Source organism: Pseudomonas sp. B16120 (assembly GCF_044218845.1).
Classification (GTDB): Bacteria; Pseudomonadota; Gammaproteobacteria; order Pseudomonadales; family Pseudomonadaceae; genus Aquipseudomonas; species Aquipseudomonas paracarnis.
Genome location: NZ_CP162588.1, coordinates 1,588,361 through 1,605,379 on the forward strand (window position 1 = coordinate 1,588,361; position 17,019 = coordinate 1,605,379).

The window sequence follows — 17,019 nt, forward strand, 5'->3', positions numbered from 1 at the left end:
TAGTTGTTAAAACAAAAGTTATATTCTTATTTGTTATAAGGGATGGGCCGGGGCATCGGTGGGCTAAAGACTAGCAATTGTGTGTCCAATTGCGTCGTCACTGTATCTGTGTGAAGCGTGGGAAACATCCTAAGATCACCGCTGAAAACCTTTAGAGAACCCACCATGAGCGACCACCGTACCTGGGCCCGCGAAGCCATTCGTATCATTGAAGCGGACTTCCAGCGGAGCGCCGATACCCACCTGATCCCGCTGCCATTACCGGGTTTGCCAGGCATCGAGTTGTACTTCAAGGATGAGTCCAGCCACCCCACCGGCAGCCTGAAACACCGGCTGGCGCGCTCGCTGTTCCTGTATGCGCTGTGCAATGGCTGGCTCAAGCCGGGCGCCCCCGTTATTGAAGCGTCCAGCGGCTCTACGGCGATCTCGGAAGCCTACTTCGCGCGCTTGCTCGGCTTGCCGTTTATTGCCGTCATGCCCGCGACCACGTCCCAAGAGAAGATCGCCCAGATTGCCTTCTACGGTGGCAAGAGCCATCTGGTCCAGGACCCGACGCAGATCTACGCCGAATCCGAACGCCTGGCCCAGGAAAGCGGGGGGCACTTCATGGACCAGTTCACCTACGCCGAGCGTGCCACCGACTGGCGGGCAAACAACAACATCGCCGAATCGATCTTCCAGCAGATGCGCTTTGAGCAGCACCCGGAGCCGAGTTGGTTGATTTCCAGCCCTGGCACCGGCGGCACCACCGCGACCCTGGGCCGTTATGTGCGTTATCGCCAGCATTGCACCCGGGTGCTGTGTGCCGATGCCGAACGCTCGGTGTTTTTCGATTTCTACCAGAGTGGTGACGCCAGCCTGCGCCTGGACTGTGGCTCGCGGATTGAAGGGATTGGTCGCCCGCGGGTGGAGGCATCGTTTCTGCCCGCGGTGATTGACGCCATGGTCAAAGTGCCGGATGCAGTGTCCCTGGCGGCCATGCATTACCTGGCTGAGCGTTTGGGGCGACGGGTTGGCGGGTCCAGCGGGACCAACCTGATCGGTGCGCTGATGGCGGCGCAACAGATGAAAGCGGCGGGGGAGTCGGGGTCGATCGTTGCGATCTTGTGCGATGGTGGTGAGCGCTATGCCACGACCTATTACGATCAAGCGTGGCTGGCGGGGCAGGGCTATGAGCTGGAAGGGTTGATCGCGGCGGTTGCGGCGAGTGTCGAACGCGGTGAGGCGCTACCCGCTAATATCCTGCGCGCTAATATCTGACACCCCACTATCCAACTGTGTGCGGGCTTGCCCGCGAAAGCGGAGTGTCAGTCACTGAATTTTTAACTGCACCACCGCTATCGCAGGCAAGCCAGCTCCCACACTGGTCGTGTATTGCCCCCAGGATCAACGCCCGGCACAGATCCCCTGTGGGAGCGGGCTTGCCCGCGAAAGCGGCGTGTCAGTCACCGAGTCTTTAACTGCACCACCGTTTTCGCAGGCAAGCCAGCTCCCACACTGGATTTATGTTCGCCGTCAGCGTGCTTCAGGCCTCGATGCCGAGCATATCCCGCGCCAACGCCTCGGCGATCCGAATCCCGTCGACACCCGCCGACAGAATCCCGCCGGCATACCCCGCGCCCTCTCCGGCCGGGAACAAGCCTTTGACGTTCAGGCTCTGCATCGACTCGTTGCGGGTAATGCGCAGTGGGGACGAGGTGCGGGTCTCGATGCCGGTCAGCACCGCATCGTGCAGCGAGTAGCCTTTGATCTGTTTCTCGAACGCTGGCAAGGCTTCGCGGATGGCTTCGATGGCGAAGTCCGGCAAGGCCAGCGCCAGGTCACCCAACGACACGCCGGGTTTGTAGGACGGCTCCACGCTGCCCAGCGCCGTGGAGGGCTTGCCAGCGATGAAGTCGCCCACCAGTTGCGCGGGGGCCTCGTAGTTACTACCGCCGAGGATGTAGGCGTGGGACTCCAGGCGTTCCTGCAACTCGATACCGGCCAGCGGGCCGCCTGGGTAATCCACCTCGGGGGTAATGCCTACCACGATGCCGGAATTGGCATTGCGCTCGTTACGCGAGTATTGGCTCATGCCGTTGGTCACGACGCGATGGGGTTCCGAGGTCGCAGCCACGACGGTGCCGCCCGGGCACATGCAGAAGCTGTAGACCGAACGGCCATTCTTGGCGTGGTGCACCAGTTTGTAGTCCGCTGCGCCCAGCTTGGGGTGGCCAGCGTATTTGCCCAGGCGTGCGGCGTCGATCAGCGACTGCGGGTGCTCGATACGGAAACCCACCGAGAATGGCTTGGCCTCCATGTACACGCCACGGTCGTGGAGCATGCGGAAGGTGTCACGGGCGCTGTGGCCCAGGGCAAGAATCACATGCTTGGAGAGGATCTGCTCGCCGCCGTCGATGACCACGCCGTTCAACTGGCCGTCTTCGATCAACACGTCGGTGACCCGTTGTTCGAAGCGCACTTCACCGCCCAGGGCGATGATCTGCTCGCGCATGTTTTCTACCACGCCGGTCAGGCGGAAGGTACCGATGTGCGGCTTGCTGACGTAGAGGATTTCTTCCGGCGCACCGGCCTTGACGAACTCGTGCAGTACTTTGCGACCGTGGAATTTCGGGTCCTTGATCTGGCTGTACAGCTTGCCGTCAGAGAAGGTACCGGCGCCGCCTTCACCAAATTGCACGTTGGACTCTGGGTTGAGCACGCTTTTGCGCCACAGGCCCCAGGTGTCCTTGGTGCGTTGGCGCACTTCCTTGCCGCGCTCGAGGATGATCGGCTTGAAACCCATCTGTGCCAGCAGCAGGCCGGCGAAAATCCCGCAGGGACCAAAACCTACCACGATCGGCCGCTCAGCCAGGCCTTCCGGCGCCTGACCCACCACCTTGTAGCTGACATCCGGTGCCGGGTTGACGTTGCGGTCGTCGGCAAACTTGAGCAGCAGCGCGGCTTCACCCTTCACGTTCAGGTCGACGGTGTAGATGAAGCACAGCTCGGAGGTCTTTTTACGCGCATCGTAGCTGCGCTTGAACAGGGTGAAATCGAGCAGGTCATCACTGGCGATGCCCAGGCGCTGCACGATGGCCGTGCGCAGGTCTTCTTCGGGATGGTCGATGGGCAGCTTGAGTTCGGTGATTCGTAACATGACAGGATCCGGTAGGCGGCGGGCAAGAAGGCCGGCTGTTTTGCAAACCGGCGATTATAAGCCCCAATGGCAAGTTTCCGTCAGGTTAAAACAGCACAGGGGCTAATCAGTCGTCCCGCGAGCCGCCGAACGCCGCGCAACCACGCTGCACCTGGCCGTTCACGCGCAGCTCGGCGCTCATGTGCTGCAGGCTGCCGCTCACACTGTCGACGCAGCGCTGGGGCGCCACCCATAGTTCGATGTGCTGGTTATTGGCTTCGGTCATCAGGTTGAAGCGGCCGTCGCCCAGTTGTTCCTCGACGTACGGCACTGCCAAAGGTGGCTGGCCTTCGCGCTCCAGCACCATGCCCTTGGCCGTGACGTTCATCGCCCAGGCGGGTTTATGGCCGTTGGCCCGCAGGATCATGCGCTTGAAATCCGGGTCAGAGCACGCTGAGGTCGAGCGTTCGACGCGATACAGCTGTTGCAGGTCCACTGAACCCTGGGTGCCGCTGGCGACCCCGGAAAACTTGCCACGCAGGTCGGCAAACAGTATGCCCTGCTGGCCAGCCAGCGAGGCGGCTTCCTGCAGGACGCTGGTGCCGCCGGTATCGTTGACCACGTAGCTACGCTGGTCGCCACAGGGCTGGAACAGCAGTTTGCCGTCCACCGCCGTCAACTCACCCTGCATACGGGTCAGCCCGACAGTCGATGGCTTGGCCGGCTCGCTTTCGAACAATTGGCAGGCGGCGAACACAGGAAGCAAGGCAAACAGGGCGAGGGTACGGGCGGCGCGCATTATCGGGTCTCCAGGCAATTGCCGCCACGTTACGCAGGCTGGCCGTGCATCACAAGCCCGCTTGCCAGCTTCAGGCGTTTCTTACGGATCTCACCCTCAACCTACGATAAAGGTCTGACCGGTTTGCAGGCCCTCGACGCTTTTGGCGTAAGCCAGTGCCACATCGGCGGCCGGGGCAGGTTTGTAGCCACGGAAATAGGGAGCATAGCTGCCCATGGCTTCCAGCAACACCGTCGGGCTGACCGAGTTGATGCGCAGGCCGCGTGGCAACTCAATGGCCGCCGCTTTGACGAAGGCGTCCAATGCACCGTTGACCAAGGCCGCCGAAGCGCCGGTGCGGATCGGGTCACGGTTCAGAATGCCGCTGGTGAACGTGAACGAAGCACCGTCGTTGGCGTATTCACGGCCGATCAACAGCAGGTTGACCTGGCCCATCAGTTTGTCACGCAGGCCCAGTTCGAAATCGCTGTCGTTCATGTCTGCCAGGGGCACGAAGTTGACGCTGCCTGCCGCGCAGATCAGCGCGTCGAACTTGCCGGTCTGCTCGAACAGCTTACGGATCGAGTTGCTATCGCTGATATCCACCTGGAAGTCACCGCTGGTGCGGCCGATGCTGATCACTTCGTGGCGCTGGGCCAACTCTGCCTTGACTGCTGAACCGATGGTGCCGCTGGCACCAATCAATAGGATTTTCATCGTGCTGTTCCTCTGGGGCTGACTCCCTGCAGGAGCGAGCTTGCTCGCTCCTGCAGGGGTTGGGATTTGCATTCAGTCTAGTGTGGCTTTTTAGCTGGATAAACGCGCTAATAGGCAACCTTTGGTTTTCAAATGGAAACAGTCCATGAGCGAAATGGATGACTTGGCGGCGTTCGCCGTGCTGATCGAAGCCGGCAGTTTCACTGTGGCGGCCTCACAATTGGGCTGCAGCAAAGGGCAGTTGTCCAAGCGCATCAGCCAGTTGGAAGCGCAGTTTGCCGTGGTTTTGCTGCACCGCACCACGCGCAAGCTGAGCCTTACTGCTGCCGGCGCGGCGTTGCTGCCCCAGGCACAAGCATTGGTGGTGCAGGTGGAACGCGCGCGCCAGGCCTTGGCGCGGCTCAAAGATGATTTGGCCGGCCCTGTACGTATGACTGTCCCGGTGTCGTTGGGTGAAACCTTTTTCGATGGCTTGTTGCTGGAATTTTCCAAGCAATACCCGCAGGTGCAGATCGAGCTGGAGCTTAACAACAGCTACCGGGACCTGGCGCGCGATGGCTTTGACTTGGGCGTTCGCTCGGGCGCCCTCGAAAATGAACGCCTGGTAGCCAGGCCTTTACTGGCCTGGCATGAGATGACCTGCGCCAGCCCGGCCTATCTGGAACAGCATGGCGAGCCGCAGACCCCGGCAGACCTGGCGGCGCACAGCTGTTTGCTCAACAGTCATTACAGTGGTCGCGAGGAATGGTTGTACCACCAGCAACACGAATTGCTGCGGGTAAAGGTGAGCGGCACCTTCGCCTCCAACCACTACAACCTGCTGAAAAAAGCCGCCTTGGTCGGCGCCGGTATTGCTCGCCTGCCGTCCTACGTTTTACCCACGGAGCTGGCTGATGGCCGATTGCGCTGGCTGCTGCGCGACTATCAGACGCGCAGCATGCCGATGTACCTGGTGCATCCCTACCAAGGCGGCCTGCCACGGCGTACCCAAGTGTTGGCCGACTACCTGGTGGACTGGTTCAAGCGCAGCGGCGAGGCACTGGATCGACTTCAGCGATAACGACGGGCAATCAGGTGGTCGATGGACAGCCAACCTGGGCCTTTGGCAAGCAACAGCAATAACAGCGCAAGCCAGGTGCCATGAGTGGGATAGGCGTCGGGGTAGACGAACAGTTGGATGGTCAGGGTCATGCCGATCAAGGCCAGGGCCGAAAAGCGCGTGGCGAACCCCAGCAGGATCAATACCGGAAAAAAGTGCTCGGCAAAGGTTGCCAAGTGCGCGGCCACCTCGGGCGACAGCAGAGGCAATTGGTATTCGCTGCGAAATAAAAACAGGGTCGAGGCGGCAAGTTTGGGCTCACCCCATTGGAAGGTGCCGCTGATCAGGTCAATGGCAAAGCCTTCGACCTTGGTCTGGCCAGACTTCCAGAACACCGCCGCAATGGAGAAGCGCGCGATAAAGGCGATCAGGCTGTAGGGGATTTTTTCAAACAGTGCGACGGTTCGCTTTACCAGGCAAGGAGCGGGAATGTTCATGGCAATACCTCGGGTTGCAGATGCAAATGAGTGATGGCGTCGTGGCTGATCAACAGCGTGAGACATTGGTGCAAATCGAATTCGGTGGAGGCTTCCAGGGCATCAGCGATGGCCATTTCCAGCCCGGCGCCTTGGTTGAGGCGGTTGATAAAGGTCACAGACCCGCGGTCGATGGCGAACACCTTGACCGCTAAGCCTTGGCGCACGACCAGCGCGCCTTGGGCATACCAAGGGTGCAAAGTGGCGATAGCCCCGTCGACCTGATGCGCCGCCCAGACCGATACCACCGCGTAGGAAGATTCCAGCGTGGCAAGTGACGGATGCAGTCGTACACGCAGTTGCCCCAGTTGCGCGCAGCCTTGCAGTTGCCGAAGTACGCTGTGCTGATCCAGAACCTGGCAATCCGCCGCGTGATAAGCGCGAACCCTCAAGCGTTCCAGCCGGGCGACATCGGCCAGGTAGGGCACGCTCGAGGCCGGTTCGAAACCTTGGATAAAGTCAGAGAACGTGCTGCCGTACTCACTTATCAACGGGCTGGTGGGCGGATGAGCCTGGGCATACAGGCCGGCCATGGCGCGGAAGAATTCATCGCCGACCAGTTGCCGGGCCACCGGGTAGGCGGCCGCCAAAGCATTGATCAACGCGCTATGGACATTGTTTCGATACACCGCAAAGCGGCTCGTCGGCTCAGCACCGTTGCTGCTGAACACGCCCTCGGGGCAGGTTGCTTGCGGGGCCAGTAAAGCCTCGGCGAATGTTTGCTGAATACTCATCTGTCCACCTGCGACAAATACCATTCGGCCTGCCGGGCCTCTGTTTGCAGCACGCTGAACGCGGGCACCTGGTTATCCCGCTCGATCAGCGTCGCCACCGCTCCGGTTCGCGCCAGTACCTGTGCGTACAGCTGCCACACGGCGTTATCGATCGGCGCGCCGTGGTCGTCGATTAGTAGGCGGTCGCCCAGGCTGTCGGTGTCTTCGGCAAAACCGGCCAGATGAATCTCACCCACCGCGTGCAATGGCAGGGCATCGATGTAGGCCAGCGGGTCGCGCTGGTGATTGATGCAGGACACGTAGACGTTGTTGACGTCGAGCAGCAGGCCGCAACCGGTCCGGCGGACGATCTCGCTGATAAAGTCGGTTTCGTCCAAAGTAGAGCGCTGGAACTGCAGATAAGTAGACGGGTTTTCCAGCAGCATCGGGCGCTTGAGCGTGCTCTGTACTTGGTCCACGTGTTCGCATACCCGCTCCAGAGTGCTGGCGTCGTAGGCCAGGGGCAGCAGGTCGTTGAGAAACACCGGGCCGTGGCTGGACCAGGCCAGGTGTTCGGAAAAAGACTGGGGTTGGTAGCGTTCGATCAGCGTGGCCAGGCGTGCCAGGTGCTCGCGGTCCAGAGGACCTTCGCCGCCAATAGACAGGCCGACGCCGTGCAGTGACAGGGGGTACTGCGCACGAATCAACCCCAGGTAGTGATGAAACGGGCCGCCGGCCACCATGTAGTTTTCGGCGTGTACTTCGAAAAAACCGATGTCGGGGCGGGTCTCGAGCACCTCGGTGAAGTGCTCGGTCTTGAGCCCCAGCCCGGCCCGATAGGGAAGGCCGGGCACCTGAGCCGGTGAGACCGCGTGTTGGGCTGTAGGCGTCATCATCAGTACTCAGGCTGCGCGGGGTTCAGGATTTGGCGGTGAAGGCCGCTTCCTGGCCAAAACCGGTCGGCGAGGTGGTGCTTGGGGTCTGGGTGCACGTGCCGGCGGGGACCAGCTTCCAGGCATTGGCCTGGTCTTTGGTTTTGGAGGTGCCAGCGCAGGAAGTGCCGGCGCCCGCGGCGCAGTCATTCTTGCCGGCTTCAGCCACGCCGAAGCATTTCTGCATGTCGTCGGCCGCGTGGGCGGTGGTGGTCAGGGCGGACAGGCTCAGGGCAGAACCAAGGGCCAGAACGAGGGTGGCAGCGGACAGTTTGGTGGTCATGGTGTGTCTCCAGCAGTGGTTGAATGCGCAGGCTTGATTGCCTGCATGCACCACTAGAGAAAGGGGGAGGGAATTCGTTACAAAGCCATCGAAAAAAACTGCAAAACAACACCTATTTAATGGCTTATACAAAGAAAATGTGGGAGTCGGGCTTGCCCGCGATGCAAACGCCTCGGTTCTTCAGATACACCGGGGTGATGCTATCGCAGGCAAGCCAGCTCCCACACAAGCCAGCTCCCATTTAGAACTTGCTCTTTCTTAGCCGCCGAGGTACGCCTCCCGCACCTTCGGATCCGTCAGCAATTGCTCGCCAGTGCCCTGCATCACCACCCGGCCATTCTCCAGCACATAGGCACGGTCAGCGATTTTCAGCGCCTGGTTGGCGTTCTGCTCCACCAAAAACACCGTCACACCGTCCTTGCGCAGTTGTTCGATGATGTCGAAGATCTGCTGGATGATGATCGGTGCCAGGCCCAGGGAAGGCTCGTCCAGCAACAACAGCTTGGGCTTGCTCATCAGCGCCCGGCCGATGGCGAGCATTTGCTGCTCGCCGCCGGACATGGTGCCGCCGCGCTGGCTGAAGCGTTCCTTGAGGCGGGGGAACAGGTGCAGCACCTTGTCCATCTGCTCCTGGTAATCGCCCTTGTCGGTAAAGAACCCACCCATGGCCAGGTTCTCTTCCACGGTCAGGCGCGAAAACACCCGACGGCCCTCCGGCACCACCGCAATGCTCTTGCGCATGATCTCGGCGGAGTGCTTGCCCACCAGTTCTTCACCCATGTAGCGGATGCTGCCACTGTAGGCTTGCGGCGAACCGCACAAGGTCATCAGCAAGGTCGATTTGCCAGCCCCGTTGGCGCCGATCAGGGTCACGATCTCACCCTGGCGTACTTCGACGTTGACGCTGTGCAGGGCCTGGATCTTGCCGTAGAAAGTGGAAACGTTTTCGAATTGCAGCATTTTACGCTTCCCCCAAGTAGGCTTTGATCACTTCAGGATTGTCGCGGATCTGCTCCGGCGTCCCATTGGCCAGCGGCGTGCCCTGGTTGATCACCACGATGTGGTCGGAGATGCTCATGACCAGTTTCATGTCGTGTTCGATCAACAGCACCGTGGCATTGTTTTCCTCACGCAGCACACTGATCAGCGCCTTGAGGTCTTCGGTTTCCTTGGGGTTCAGGCCCGCGGCAGGTTCGTCGAGCATCAGGATGCGCGGGCGGGTCATCATGCAGCGGGCGATTTCCAGGCGACGTTGCTGGCCGTAGGCGAGGGTGCCTGCCGGGCGGTTGGCGAACTCGGTCAGGTTGACCTTGTCCAGCCAGTACGCCGCGTATTCCATGGCCTCGCGCTCGCTCTTGCGGAACGCCGGGGTCTTGAACAGACCTGCGAAGAAGTTGGTGTTCAAGTGACGGTGCTGGGCGATCAACAGGTTCTCAACCGCCGTCATGTCCTTGAACAACCGCACGTTCTGGAAGGTGCGCACCACGCCTTTTCGGGCGATTTCGTGGCCGGCCAGGCCCTGTATGGGTTGGCCGTCCAGCAGGATGCTGCCACCGCTCGGCTTGTAGAAACCGGTGAGGCAGTTGAACACCGTGGTCTTGCCGGCGCCGTTGGGGCCGATCAGCGCTACCACTTGTTTCTCTTTGACGGTCAGGGCCACGCCATTGACCGCCAGCAAACCGCCGAAGCGCATGCTCAGGTTTTCGACTTTCAGGATCTCGCGGCTCATTTGCGCAGCTCCATGTGTGGACGTTGCATGGGCAGCAGGCCTTGAGGGCGCCAGATCATCATCAGCACCATCATGGCGCCGAACATCAACATGCGGTATTCGCTGAACTCACGCATCATTTCCGGCAGCAGGATCATCACGATGGCCGCCAGGATCACGCCCAGTTGCGAGCCCATGCCACCCAATACCACGATGGCGAGAATGATCGCCGACTCGATAAAGGTGAACGATTCCGGCGTCACCAGGCCTTGGCGAGCGGCAAAGAAGCTGCCGGCAAAGCCTGCGAACGCAGCGCCCAGGGTGAACGCGGATAGCTTGATGATGGTCGGGTTCAGGCCCAGGGCGCGGCAGGCGATTTCATCTTCGCGCAACGCTTCCCAGGCGCGCCCGATGGGCATGCGCAGCAGGCGGTTGATCACGAACAGAGCCGCCAATGCCAGCAACAGCGCGACCAGGTACAGGAACACCACTTTGCTCACCGGGTTGTAGGCAATCCCGAAGTACTCGTGGAAGGTCTGCATGCCTTCGGCGGCGGTGCGGTCGAACGACAGCCCGAAGAACGTCGGTTTGGGAATGCTGCTGATACCGTTGGGGCCACCGGTGATATCGGTGAGGTTACGCAAGAACAGGCGAATGATTTCCCCGAAGCCCAGGGTCACGATGGCCAGGTAGTCACCGCGCAGGCGCAGCACCGGGAAGCCCAGCAGGAAGCCGAACGTAGCCGCTGCCATACCGGCCAGTGGCAGGCAGATCCAGAAGCTCCAGCCCAGGTAGTGCGAGAGCAGCGCGTAGGTGTAGGCACCCACGGCGTAGAAGCCCACATAACCCAGGTCGAGCAGGCCGGCCAGGCCCACTACGATGTTCAGGCCCAGGCCCAGCAACACATAGATCAGGATCAGGGTGGCAATGTCGACCGCGCCGCGCGAGCCGAAGAACGGCCAGATCAGCGCCGCGATGATCAACCCGATGATGATGTAGCGCTGGGTGCGCGGCAGGGTCAGAAATTGGCTGACCTTGGGCGACACCAATGGGCCACGGTTGCCCTTGAACAAGGCACCGACCTGCTGCGTGAACAGTACACGCAGGAACATCAGCACCGAACACAGGGCGATGATGGTCAGGGTCACTGGCCCGGTGCCGTGCACCTCCAGGTTGATGCCGACAATGCTCAGCTTGAGGCCGAGTACCGGAAAGGCCACGGCCCATACCAGCAAGGCGCTGAAAAACGCCGATTTAAGATATCTGCTCATACTTTCTCAACCTCCGGACGGCCCAGGATGCCGGTCGGACGGAACAACAACACCAGAACCAAAAGGCCGAACGCGACGACGTCCTTGTACTGGTCACCGAAGATATCGGCGCCAAAGGCTTCGGCCACACCCAGCACCAGCCCGCCGAGCATGGCGCCCGGAATGCTGCCGATGCCGCCCAATACCGCTGCGGTAAAGGCCTTGAGGCCCACCAGGAAGCCGGCGTTGGGGTTGATCACGCCGTATTGCATGCTCAGCAACACGGCCGCCACGGCCGCCAGCGCAGCACCAATGACGAAGGTCAGGGCGATGATGTTGTTGGTGTTGATGCCCAGCAGGTTGGCCATCTTGATGTCTTCGGCGCAGGCCCGGCAGGCGCGGCCCAGACGGGAGCGAGAGATGAACAGCGTCAGGCCCAGCATGGCCACCAGGGTGACCACGAAAACCAGAATCTGCATGTACGAAATCAGCACTTCTTGTGCGCCACCCGGGCCGAAGGAGATGCTCCCCGGAATCAGGTTGGGAATGGACTTGTCCTTGGAGTCCTGGGACAGCAATACGGTGTTCTGCAGGAAAATCGACATGCCGATGGCAGAAATCAGCGGGATCAAACGGTTGCTGCCACGCAAGGGACGGTAGGCAACCCGCTCGATGCTGTAGCCATAGGCACTGGTCACGATGATCGACGCCAGGAACGCAGCGGTCATCAACAGCGGCAGGGAGTGGATCCCCATCATGGCCAGCCCGGCAAGGGCGATAAAGGCCACGTAGGAACCAATCATGTACACCTCGCCATGGGCGAAGTTGATCATTCCAATGATGCCGTAAACCATTGTGTAGCCAATGGCTATCAAGGCATAGGTGCTGCCAATGGTCAGGCCATTAACCAGCTGTTGGAAAAAATGATAGATCTCAGGCATTACAGCGCTCCTAAAAACCCGATACGCATTTCACTGGTGGAGTCATTTCCGGCTCGGTGCCCTGTTCTGTGACCAGGTTGCACAAAGCGTTTGCCAGCGAACCGCTGGTGACGGTTTTAAGATTTTCAGGTGAGCCAGCGCCCGGATCGCGGGTGACATGGCCCATAAACCTCGTAAAACAAAGCCCACTGCTTGCACAGTGGGCTTGTTGACCAGTAACGCCTGGCTTACTGAGGGGAAACTTCGGTTTTTGGTTTACCGAAGTGCCATTCGTAGACCACGAACTTGAAGTCCTTCAGGTCGCCCTTGGCGTCGAAGCTCAGGTCGCCCGTAGGGGTCTTGAAGGTACCGGCATGGATGGCCTCGGCCACTTTGGCGGTGTCTTCGCTCTTGGCGGCCTTGATACCGCCGGCAATGACCTCAACCGCCGAGTAGGCCGGGAACACGAACGGACCGGTTGGGTCCTGCTTGTTCTTGGCGAACTCTTCAACGATGGCTTTGTTGGCAGGGTCGGTGTCGAAGGATTTCGGCAGGGTCACCAGCAGGCCTTCGGAAGCGCCCTGGGCGATTTGCGAGATAGAGTCGTTACCCACGCCCTCTGGGCCCATGAACTTGGCGTTCAGGCCTTTTTCCTTGGCTTGGCGCAGGATCAGGCCCAGCTCAGGGTGGTAACCGCCGTAGTAGACGAAGTCGACGTTGGCTTGCTTGAGTTTCTGGATGATCGAGGAGAAGTCTTTATCGCCAGCGTTCAGGCCTTCGAAGACGGCAACCTTGGTGCCTTTCTTCTCGAGGGTCTGTTTAACGGCGGTGGCGATGCCTTCACCGTACTGCTGCTTGTCGTGCAGTACGGCAACGATCTTCGGTTTCACGTGGTCGGCGATGTAGTTGCCGGCTGCCGGGCCTTGGGCGCTGTCCAGGCCGATGGTGCGGAAGATCAGCTTGTAGCCACGGGCGGTGATTTCCGGGCTGGTGGCAGCCGGGGTAATCATGATCACGCCTTCGTCTTCATAGATGTCGGAGGCGGGTTGAGTGGAGCTGGAGCAGAGGTGACCAACCACGAACTTGACGCCATCATTGACCACTTTGTTGGCAACGGCCACGGCTTGCTTTGGATCGCAAGCGTCGTCGTATTCCTCGGCCTCAAGCATCTTGCCGTCTACGCCGCCCTTGGCGTTGATGTCTTTGATGGCTTGCTTGGCACCCATGAATTGCATGTCGCCGTATTGCGTCACCGGACCGGTCTTGGGGCCGGCGATGCCGATCTTGATGGTGTCGGCTGCGAACGAATGGCCGGCAACCCCAGCCAGGACCATAGCGGCAAACAGTTTGGAAATCTGCTTAGTAGCCTTATTCATAGTGCTCCACTCTTACTGTTGTATTTTTTATAGTTCTAGCGGCCTTGTGAGCTGCAGAACCGGATCAGATATCGCGGATATCCCCCCGGCATTGCCCTGGCAACTGTACCGGTACAGTGTAGAGCGCCGGTTGATCGCTTGAAAAGCTGGCAGCTGGGGGCAAAACCTGGGTGTGTCGCTTAAGTGAAAGAAAAAGACAGAATTGCGCCGGGTTGCTGATAGCTTTCAAGGCATTCCGTGGCTTTCCTGGCAGTTTCAATCGCTACTTCATTTGCTACTGGGTTTTTCTGCCTGAGCGACGGGGCTATGATTGCGCCGATTTTTTACTCAGGTGAATTCCCATGACGCAAGAACCAAGCACCCTCTATGCCAAGCTGCTCGGTGAAACCGCCGAAATTTCCTGGAAGGAGCTTGAACCGTTCTTTGCCAAGGGTGCCCTATTGTGGGTCGATGCCGGCCTGGATTTGATCGAGGCCGCCGAAGGAATGGCCGAAGACAACCGTGACAAAGTCGCCGCCTGGCTGGCTGCAGGCACCCTTGGCGAGGTGTCTGCGACGCGGGCATTGGACCTGGTGGAACGGGATCCAAGCTTATGGGCGGTAGTGGTCTCGCCGTGGATCCTGATCCAGGAAAGGGCGCGGTAATAATGGCGCGCACGAAAAAGGTGCGTATTTTTCACGGAGTGAAGTGTGTAGCCGAGTAACCGCTCAACGCGTGATGGCACCTTGCCGTAGAGAAAGGTCACAGCCGAGGGTGACGTAAGCGTCACGGGAACAGTTGAGGGCAGAAGGAATGAGTGGCGCAATTGTTTCCGGGTATGACGCGGCGTGAAGAGAAGCAACGATCACACCACCACTCCCCGTGCCCGGGTCTCAGCGAATCGGCCTGACAATAGAAGGCGAGCCGATACGCCCTGGCGCCGGGTCTTTTGGCTGCGCAGCGTCGTTGCCTTCCACGCTTGGCAGATATAACGGATTGCGCATGGCAATGCCCTGCATCACGCCGATGATGTCATCGAAAGGCACCGCCGGGCTGAGCAGGTAGCCCTGGATGTAGTCGCAGCCATGCTTGAGCAGCAGCTCGAACTGCGCCTGGGTTTCCACGCCCTCGGTGACCACCTGCAAGTGCAGGGTGTGGGCCATGCCAATAATCGCCTGGACAATTTCACTGTCTGCGGTGGACTTGGGGATGTCCTGGATAAACGAGCGGTCGATCTTCAAAGTGTTGAGCGGCAAGCGCTTGAGGTAAGCCAGCGACGAATAGCCGGTGCCGAAGTCATCAATGGCCAGCGACACACCCAGGGCGCGGATCTGCCGCAACAGCGCCAAGGTACTGCTGATGTTGCCCATCAACGCGTTTTCAGTGACTTCCAGTTCCAGGCGGTTGGTGCCTATGCCGGCGAAGCGCAGGGCGTCTTCGATTTCATCGGCCAGTTCGTCACGCGCCAGGTTCAGCGCCGAGCAATTCACGGCCATGATCAGCTCGGTGTAGCCCCGGTCAGACAACAGGCTCAGGTCGTGACAGGCCTGACGCAATACCCAGTGGTCCAGCTCGGCGATCAGTCCGTTGTTCTCGGCGATGCCGATAAAGCGGTCCGGGGCCAGTAGCCCGTGTTGGGGGTGCTGCCAGCGCACCAGGGCTTCCAGGCGTGTGACCTTGCCCAGTTTCATGTCAAAGATCGGTTGATAAAACAGCACCAGCTGGCTGCGCGTACGCAAGGCGGCGCGCAGTTCTTCTTCCAGTTGCAGCTCAAGAAAGGCACGGGTTTTAAGGTTGGAACTGAAGAAGTTCAAACAATTGCGCCCCGCATCCTTGGATTGGTACAGCGCCAGGTCGGCGGTTTTCAGCAGCTCTTCGCAGGTGTGGCCGTCCTCGGGGAACAGGCTGATACCGATACTGGTGGTCATCACCATGCGTCGGCCGGCCAGTTCAATGGGCTCTTTCATCTTCTGCATGATGCGCTGGGCCATGTGCCGGGCTTCGTCGCGGTGATGAATATTGACCAGGATGCAGAACTCATCGCCGCCAAAGCGTGCCACTACATCTTCATGGCTGCGTATCGAGACCTTGATATGCCCGGCGAGCACTGTGAGCAACTGGTCGCCCGCGTCATGGCCCAGGCTGTCGTTGATACGCTTGAAATGGTCGATATCAAGGAAGATCACCGCCAGCATGCCTTGGCTGCGGGTTTTTTCCGCGACTTTTTCCGCAAAGATCTGATTGAAACCACGGCGGTTAAGCAGGCTGGTCAGTGCGTCGAAGTGGGCCACTTGTTGCAGCGAAGCGCGGGCCTGGTCGAGTTCGCTGAGCAGCGCGTTGACCCGACGCAGGTCACGCTCCTTGTGTTGCAACTTCTTGTCGGCCAGGGCTGCGCTGATGCTGCTGCCGATTACCAGCAAGGTGATCATGGCGACCGACAGGCCCAGTTGAATCGGGTTGTTATCCGCCGGTAACGAAAGATCCGCGCCACTGGGCACCAGCATTTGCATAGCCGCCATGCCGGTGAAGTGCATGCTCAGAATCCCGGCGCCCAGCACCAGGCTGGCGGCGTATTTGAGCAGTTGGTGAAACACGCCGGCACCGTTGCGCAGGTAACTGGACAGCAACAATGCGGCCAGGCTGGCGCCCATGGCAATCGCCACCGAGGCCAAAAACAGCCGTGTTTCGAAGTACACCTGGGCCTGGGAGCGCATGGCTGACATGCCCACGTAGTGCATCAACGCGATACCCAGCCCCATCCACACCGAAGCCACCAGGTACTGATGAAAGCGCAGGTGGGTATGACTGAGGGTCTGCATGGCAAGCAACGAGGCGATCAGGGCGATCAGCAGCGAGGCGAACGTCATGATCAGTTCGTAGTGAATGGCGATGGGGGCCTGGAAGGCCAGCATGCTGATGAAGTGGGTCGACCAGATGCCGCCTGCCAGGCAACCGGCACCCAGCCAGCGCCAATGGCGGCGGGCGGTGGGGTCTTCGACATGGCCCACACGTTCGGCCATGTCCAGGGTACCGAAACCCGCCGCGCAGGCGACCAGGTACGCCAGCAGCACCAGAAACGGGTTATGACTGCAGTTGAGCAATAAATGCCCGCTGTCTGGAAGGTCGGTAAAAAAATGCTGCCCCAGCCATTCCATAGCTTATCCCGTCACAGAGCCATGTCACTGCCAGCGGCGATGACCTATGAGGTCGAGTATAGAAGTCTCTCGAGATTTGCCATGAGTAATGGCGTTTTGATCTCAAATTATTTTGATATGCCGTCCATAGCGTTTGGTGCTAAGCGCTGATGGGCAGGTCGAGTTCGAAGTGCGGGGCCTCCAACGGGGCCAGGCCGAATGCGGCACGGGCAGCGTCGCAATCGACATTTTGCACGCCCTGGCTCCAGGACGCCTCGAACTCGCGACACACGCTGGAGCGCTGCTCATAAATTGAGCAGCTGGTGGCCTGTCCGACTTCACCTTCAAGGCTGCAACACCGTGCCGGTTTGCGGTCGGTGCCGATCATCGCCACGCGGCTGGGGTTGATCTGCACCACCAGGTCATCGGGCACCGTGCCCCCGGACGAGGCGCACTCACCCCAAAAGAAGGACACGCGAAAGTGTGAACAGCAGGCACCGCAATTCAGACACGGACTGGCTTCGGACATGGGCGTC

At 60.0% G+C, this 17,019-nt stretch carries 17 protein-coding genes; 3 read left to right on the top strand and 14 right to left on the bottom strand.

Features of this window, described 5'->3' with window-relative positions:
• The first annotated feature begins 165 nt into the window (after positions 1–165).
• Positions 166–1,260, top strand: coding sequence for a PLP-dependent cysteine synthase family protein (locus AB4P90_RS07530; RefSeq protein ID WP_014717269.1), 1,095 nt, complete (start codon positions 166–168; stop codon positions 1,258–1,260).
• Between the two features lie 265 nt (positions 1,261–1,525).
• On the opposite strand, the gene AB4P90_RS07535 is transcribed toward AB4P90_RS07530, so the two are convergent.
• The 3 genes from AB4P90_RS07535 to AB4P90_RS07545 form a co-directional block, all read right to left on the bottom strand.
• Positions 1,526–3,139 (bottom strand): NAD(P)/FAD-dependent oxidoreductase, encoded by a 1,614-nt coding sequence (locus tag AB4P90_RS07535; protein ID WP_019817841.1) that lies wholly within the window; start codon positions 3,137–3,139, stop codon positions 1,526–1,528.
• A 106-nt stretch (positions 3,140–3,245) separates the two neighbouring features.
• Entirely contained in the window at positions 3,246–3,917 is a 672-nt protein-coding gene (locus AB4P90_RS07540) for a COG3650 family protein (protein ID WP_014717271.1), read from the bottom strand.
• A gap of 96 nt (positions 3,918–4,013) precedes the next feature.
• On the bottom strand, positions 4,014–4,613 hold the full coding sequence (locus AB4P90_RS07545) for a short chain dehydrogenase (RefSeq protein WP_014717272.1): 600 nt from the start codon (positions 4,611–4,613) through the stop codon (positions 4,014–4,016).
• A 145-nt stretch (positions 4,614–4,758) separates the two neighbouring features.
• On the opposite strand from AB4P90_RS07545, the gene AB4P90_RS07550 reads away from it, so the two are divergent.
• Positions 4,759–5,673, top strand: coding sequence for a LysR family transcriptional regulator (locus tag AB4P90_RS07550; RefSeq protein WP_014717273.1), 915 nt, complete (start codon positions 4,759–4,761; stop codon positions 5,671–5,673).
• Here AB4P90_RS07550 and AB4P90_RS07555 read toward each other — a convergent pair.
• The 9 genes from AB4P90_RS07555 to AB4P90_RS07595 all read right to left on the bottom strand — a co-directional run bounded on the left by AB4P90_RS07555 (position 5,664) and on the right by AB4P90_RS07595 (position 13,370).
• Positions 5,664–6,149, bottom strand: a complete 486-nt coding sequence (locus tag AB4P90_RS07555) for a DoxX family protein (protein WP_014717274.1) — start codon at positions 6,147–6,149, stop codon at positions 5,664–5,666. The two genes, AB4P90_RS07550 and AB4P90_RS07555, sit on opposite strands and share 10 nt — an antisense overlap.
• Entirely contained in the window at positions 6,146–6,922 is a 777-nt protein-coding gene (locus AB4P90_RS07560) for a DUF2063 domain-containing protein (protein ID WP_014717275.1), read from the bottom strand. The genes AB4P90_RS07555 and AB4P90_RS07560 overlap by 4 nt, the downstream gene beginning before the upstream one ends.
• The gene (locus AB4P90_RS07565; protein WP_014717276.1) at positions 6,919–7,797 is read right to left on the bottom strand and encodes a DUF692 domain-containing protein; all 879 of its coding nucleotides are present in this window, start codon (positions 7,795–7,797) and stop codon (positions 6,919–6,921) included. The genes AB4P90_RS07560 and AB4P90_RS07565 overlap by 4 nt, the downstream gene beginning before the upstream one ends.
• Before the next feature lie 22 nt (positions 7,798–7,819).
• Entirely contained in the window at positions 7,820–8,116 is a 297-nt protein-coding gene (locus tag AB4P90_RS07570; RefSeq protein ID WP_014717277.1) for a DUF2282 domain-containing protein, read from the bottom strand.
• Between the two features lie 258 nt (positions 8,117–8,374).
• Complete coding sequence (locus AB4P90_RS07575) at positions 8,375–9,076, bottom strand: ABC transporter ATP-binding protein (RefSeq protein ID WP_003193540.1); 702 nt, start codon at positions 9,074–9,076, stop codon at positions 8,375–8,377.
• A gap of 1 nt (position 9,077) precedes the next feature.
• A complete protein-coding gene (livG, locus tag AB4P90_RS07580; protein WP_003193538.1) occupies positions 9,078–9,845 on the bottom strand; it encodes a high-affinity branched-chain amino acid ABC transporter ATP-binding protein LivG in 768 nt (255 codons plus the stop codon).
• Positions 9,842–11,095, bottom strand: a complete 1,254-nt coding sequence (locus AB4P90_RS07585; RefSeq protein WP_014717278.1) for a high-affinity branched-chain amino acid ABC transporter permease LivM — start codon at positions 11,093–11,095, stop codon at positions 9,842–9,844. Before AB4P90_RS07585 ends, livG begins: the two co-directional genes overlap by 4 nt.
• Positions 11,092–12,015 carry a high-affinity branched-chain amino acid ABC transporter permease LivH gene (livH, locus tag AB4P90_RS07590; protein WP_003193535.1) on the bottom strand — a complete coding sequence of 308 codons (924 nt, stop codon included), beginning with the start codon at positions 12,013–12,015 and terminating at the stop codon, positions 11,092–11,094. The genes AB4P90_RS07585 and livH overlap by 4 nt, the downstream gene beginning before the upstream one ends.
• 227 nt (positions 12,016–12,242) lie before the next feature.
• Positions 12,243–13,370: a branched-chain amino acid ABC transporter substrate-binding protein gene (locus tag AB4P90_RS07595; protein ID WP_073453860.1), complete on the bottom strand. Its 1,128-nt coding sequence runs from the start codon at positions 13,368–13,370 to the stop codon at positions 12,243–12,245.
• 341 nt (positions 13,371–13,711) lie between these two features.
• Here AB4P90_RS07595 and AB4P90_RS07600 point away from each other — a divergent pair, with 341 nt between their 5' ends.
• Complete coding sequence (locus AB4P90_RS07600) at positions 13,712–14,014, top strand: DUF2288 domain-containing protein (RefSeq protein WP_014717281.1); 303 nt, start codon at positions 13,712–13,714, stop codon at positions 14,012–14,014.
• A 228-nt stretch (positions 14,015–14,242) separates the two neighbouring features.
• Here AB4P90_RS07600 and AB4P90_RS07605 read toward each other — a convergent pair whose 3' ends face one another.
• Complete coding sequence (locus AB4P90_RS07605; RefSeq protein WP_395605776.1) at positions 14,243–16,504, bottom strand: putative bifunctional diguanylate cyclase/phosphodiesterase; 2,262 nt, start codon at positions 16,502–16,504, stop codon at positions 14,243–14,245.
• 139 nt (positions 16,505–16,643) lie between these two features.
• On the bottom strand, positions 16,644–17,012 hold the full coding sequence (locus AB4P90_RS07610) for a YkgJ family cysteine cluster protein (RefSeq protein WP_014717283.1): 369 nt from the start codon (positions 17,010–17,012) through the stop codon (positions 16,644–16,646).
• Positions 17,013–17,019: the final 7 nt, after the last annotated feature.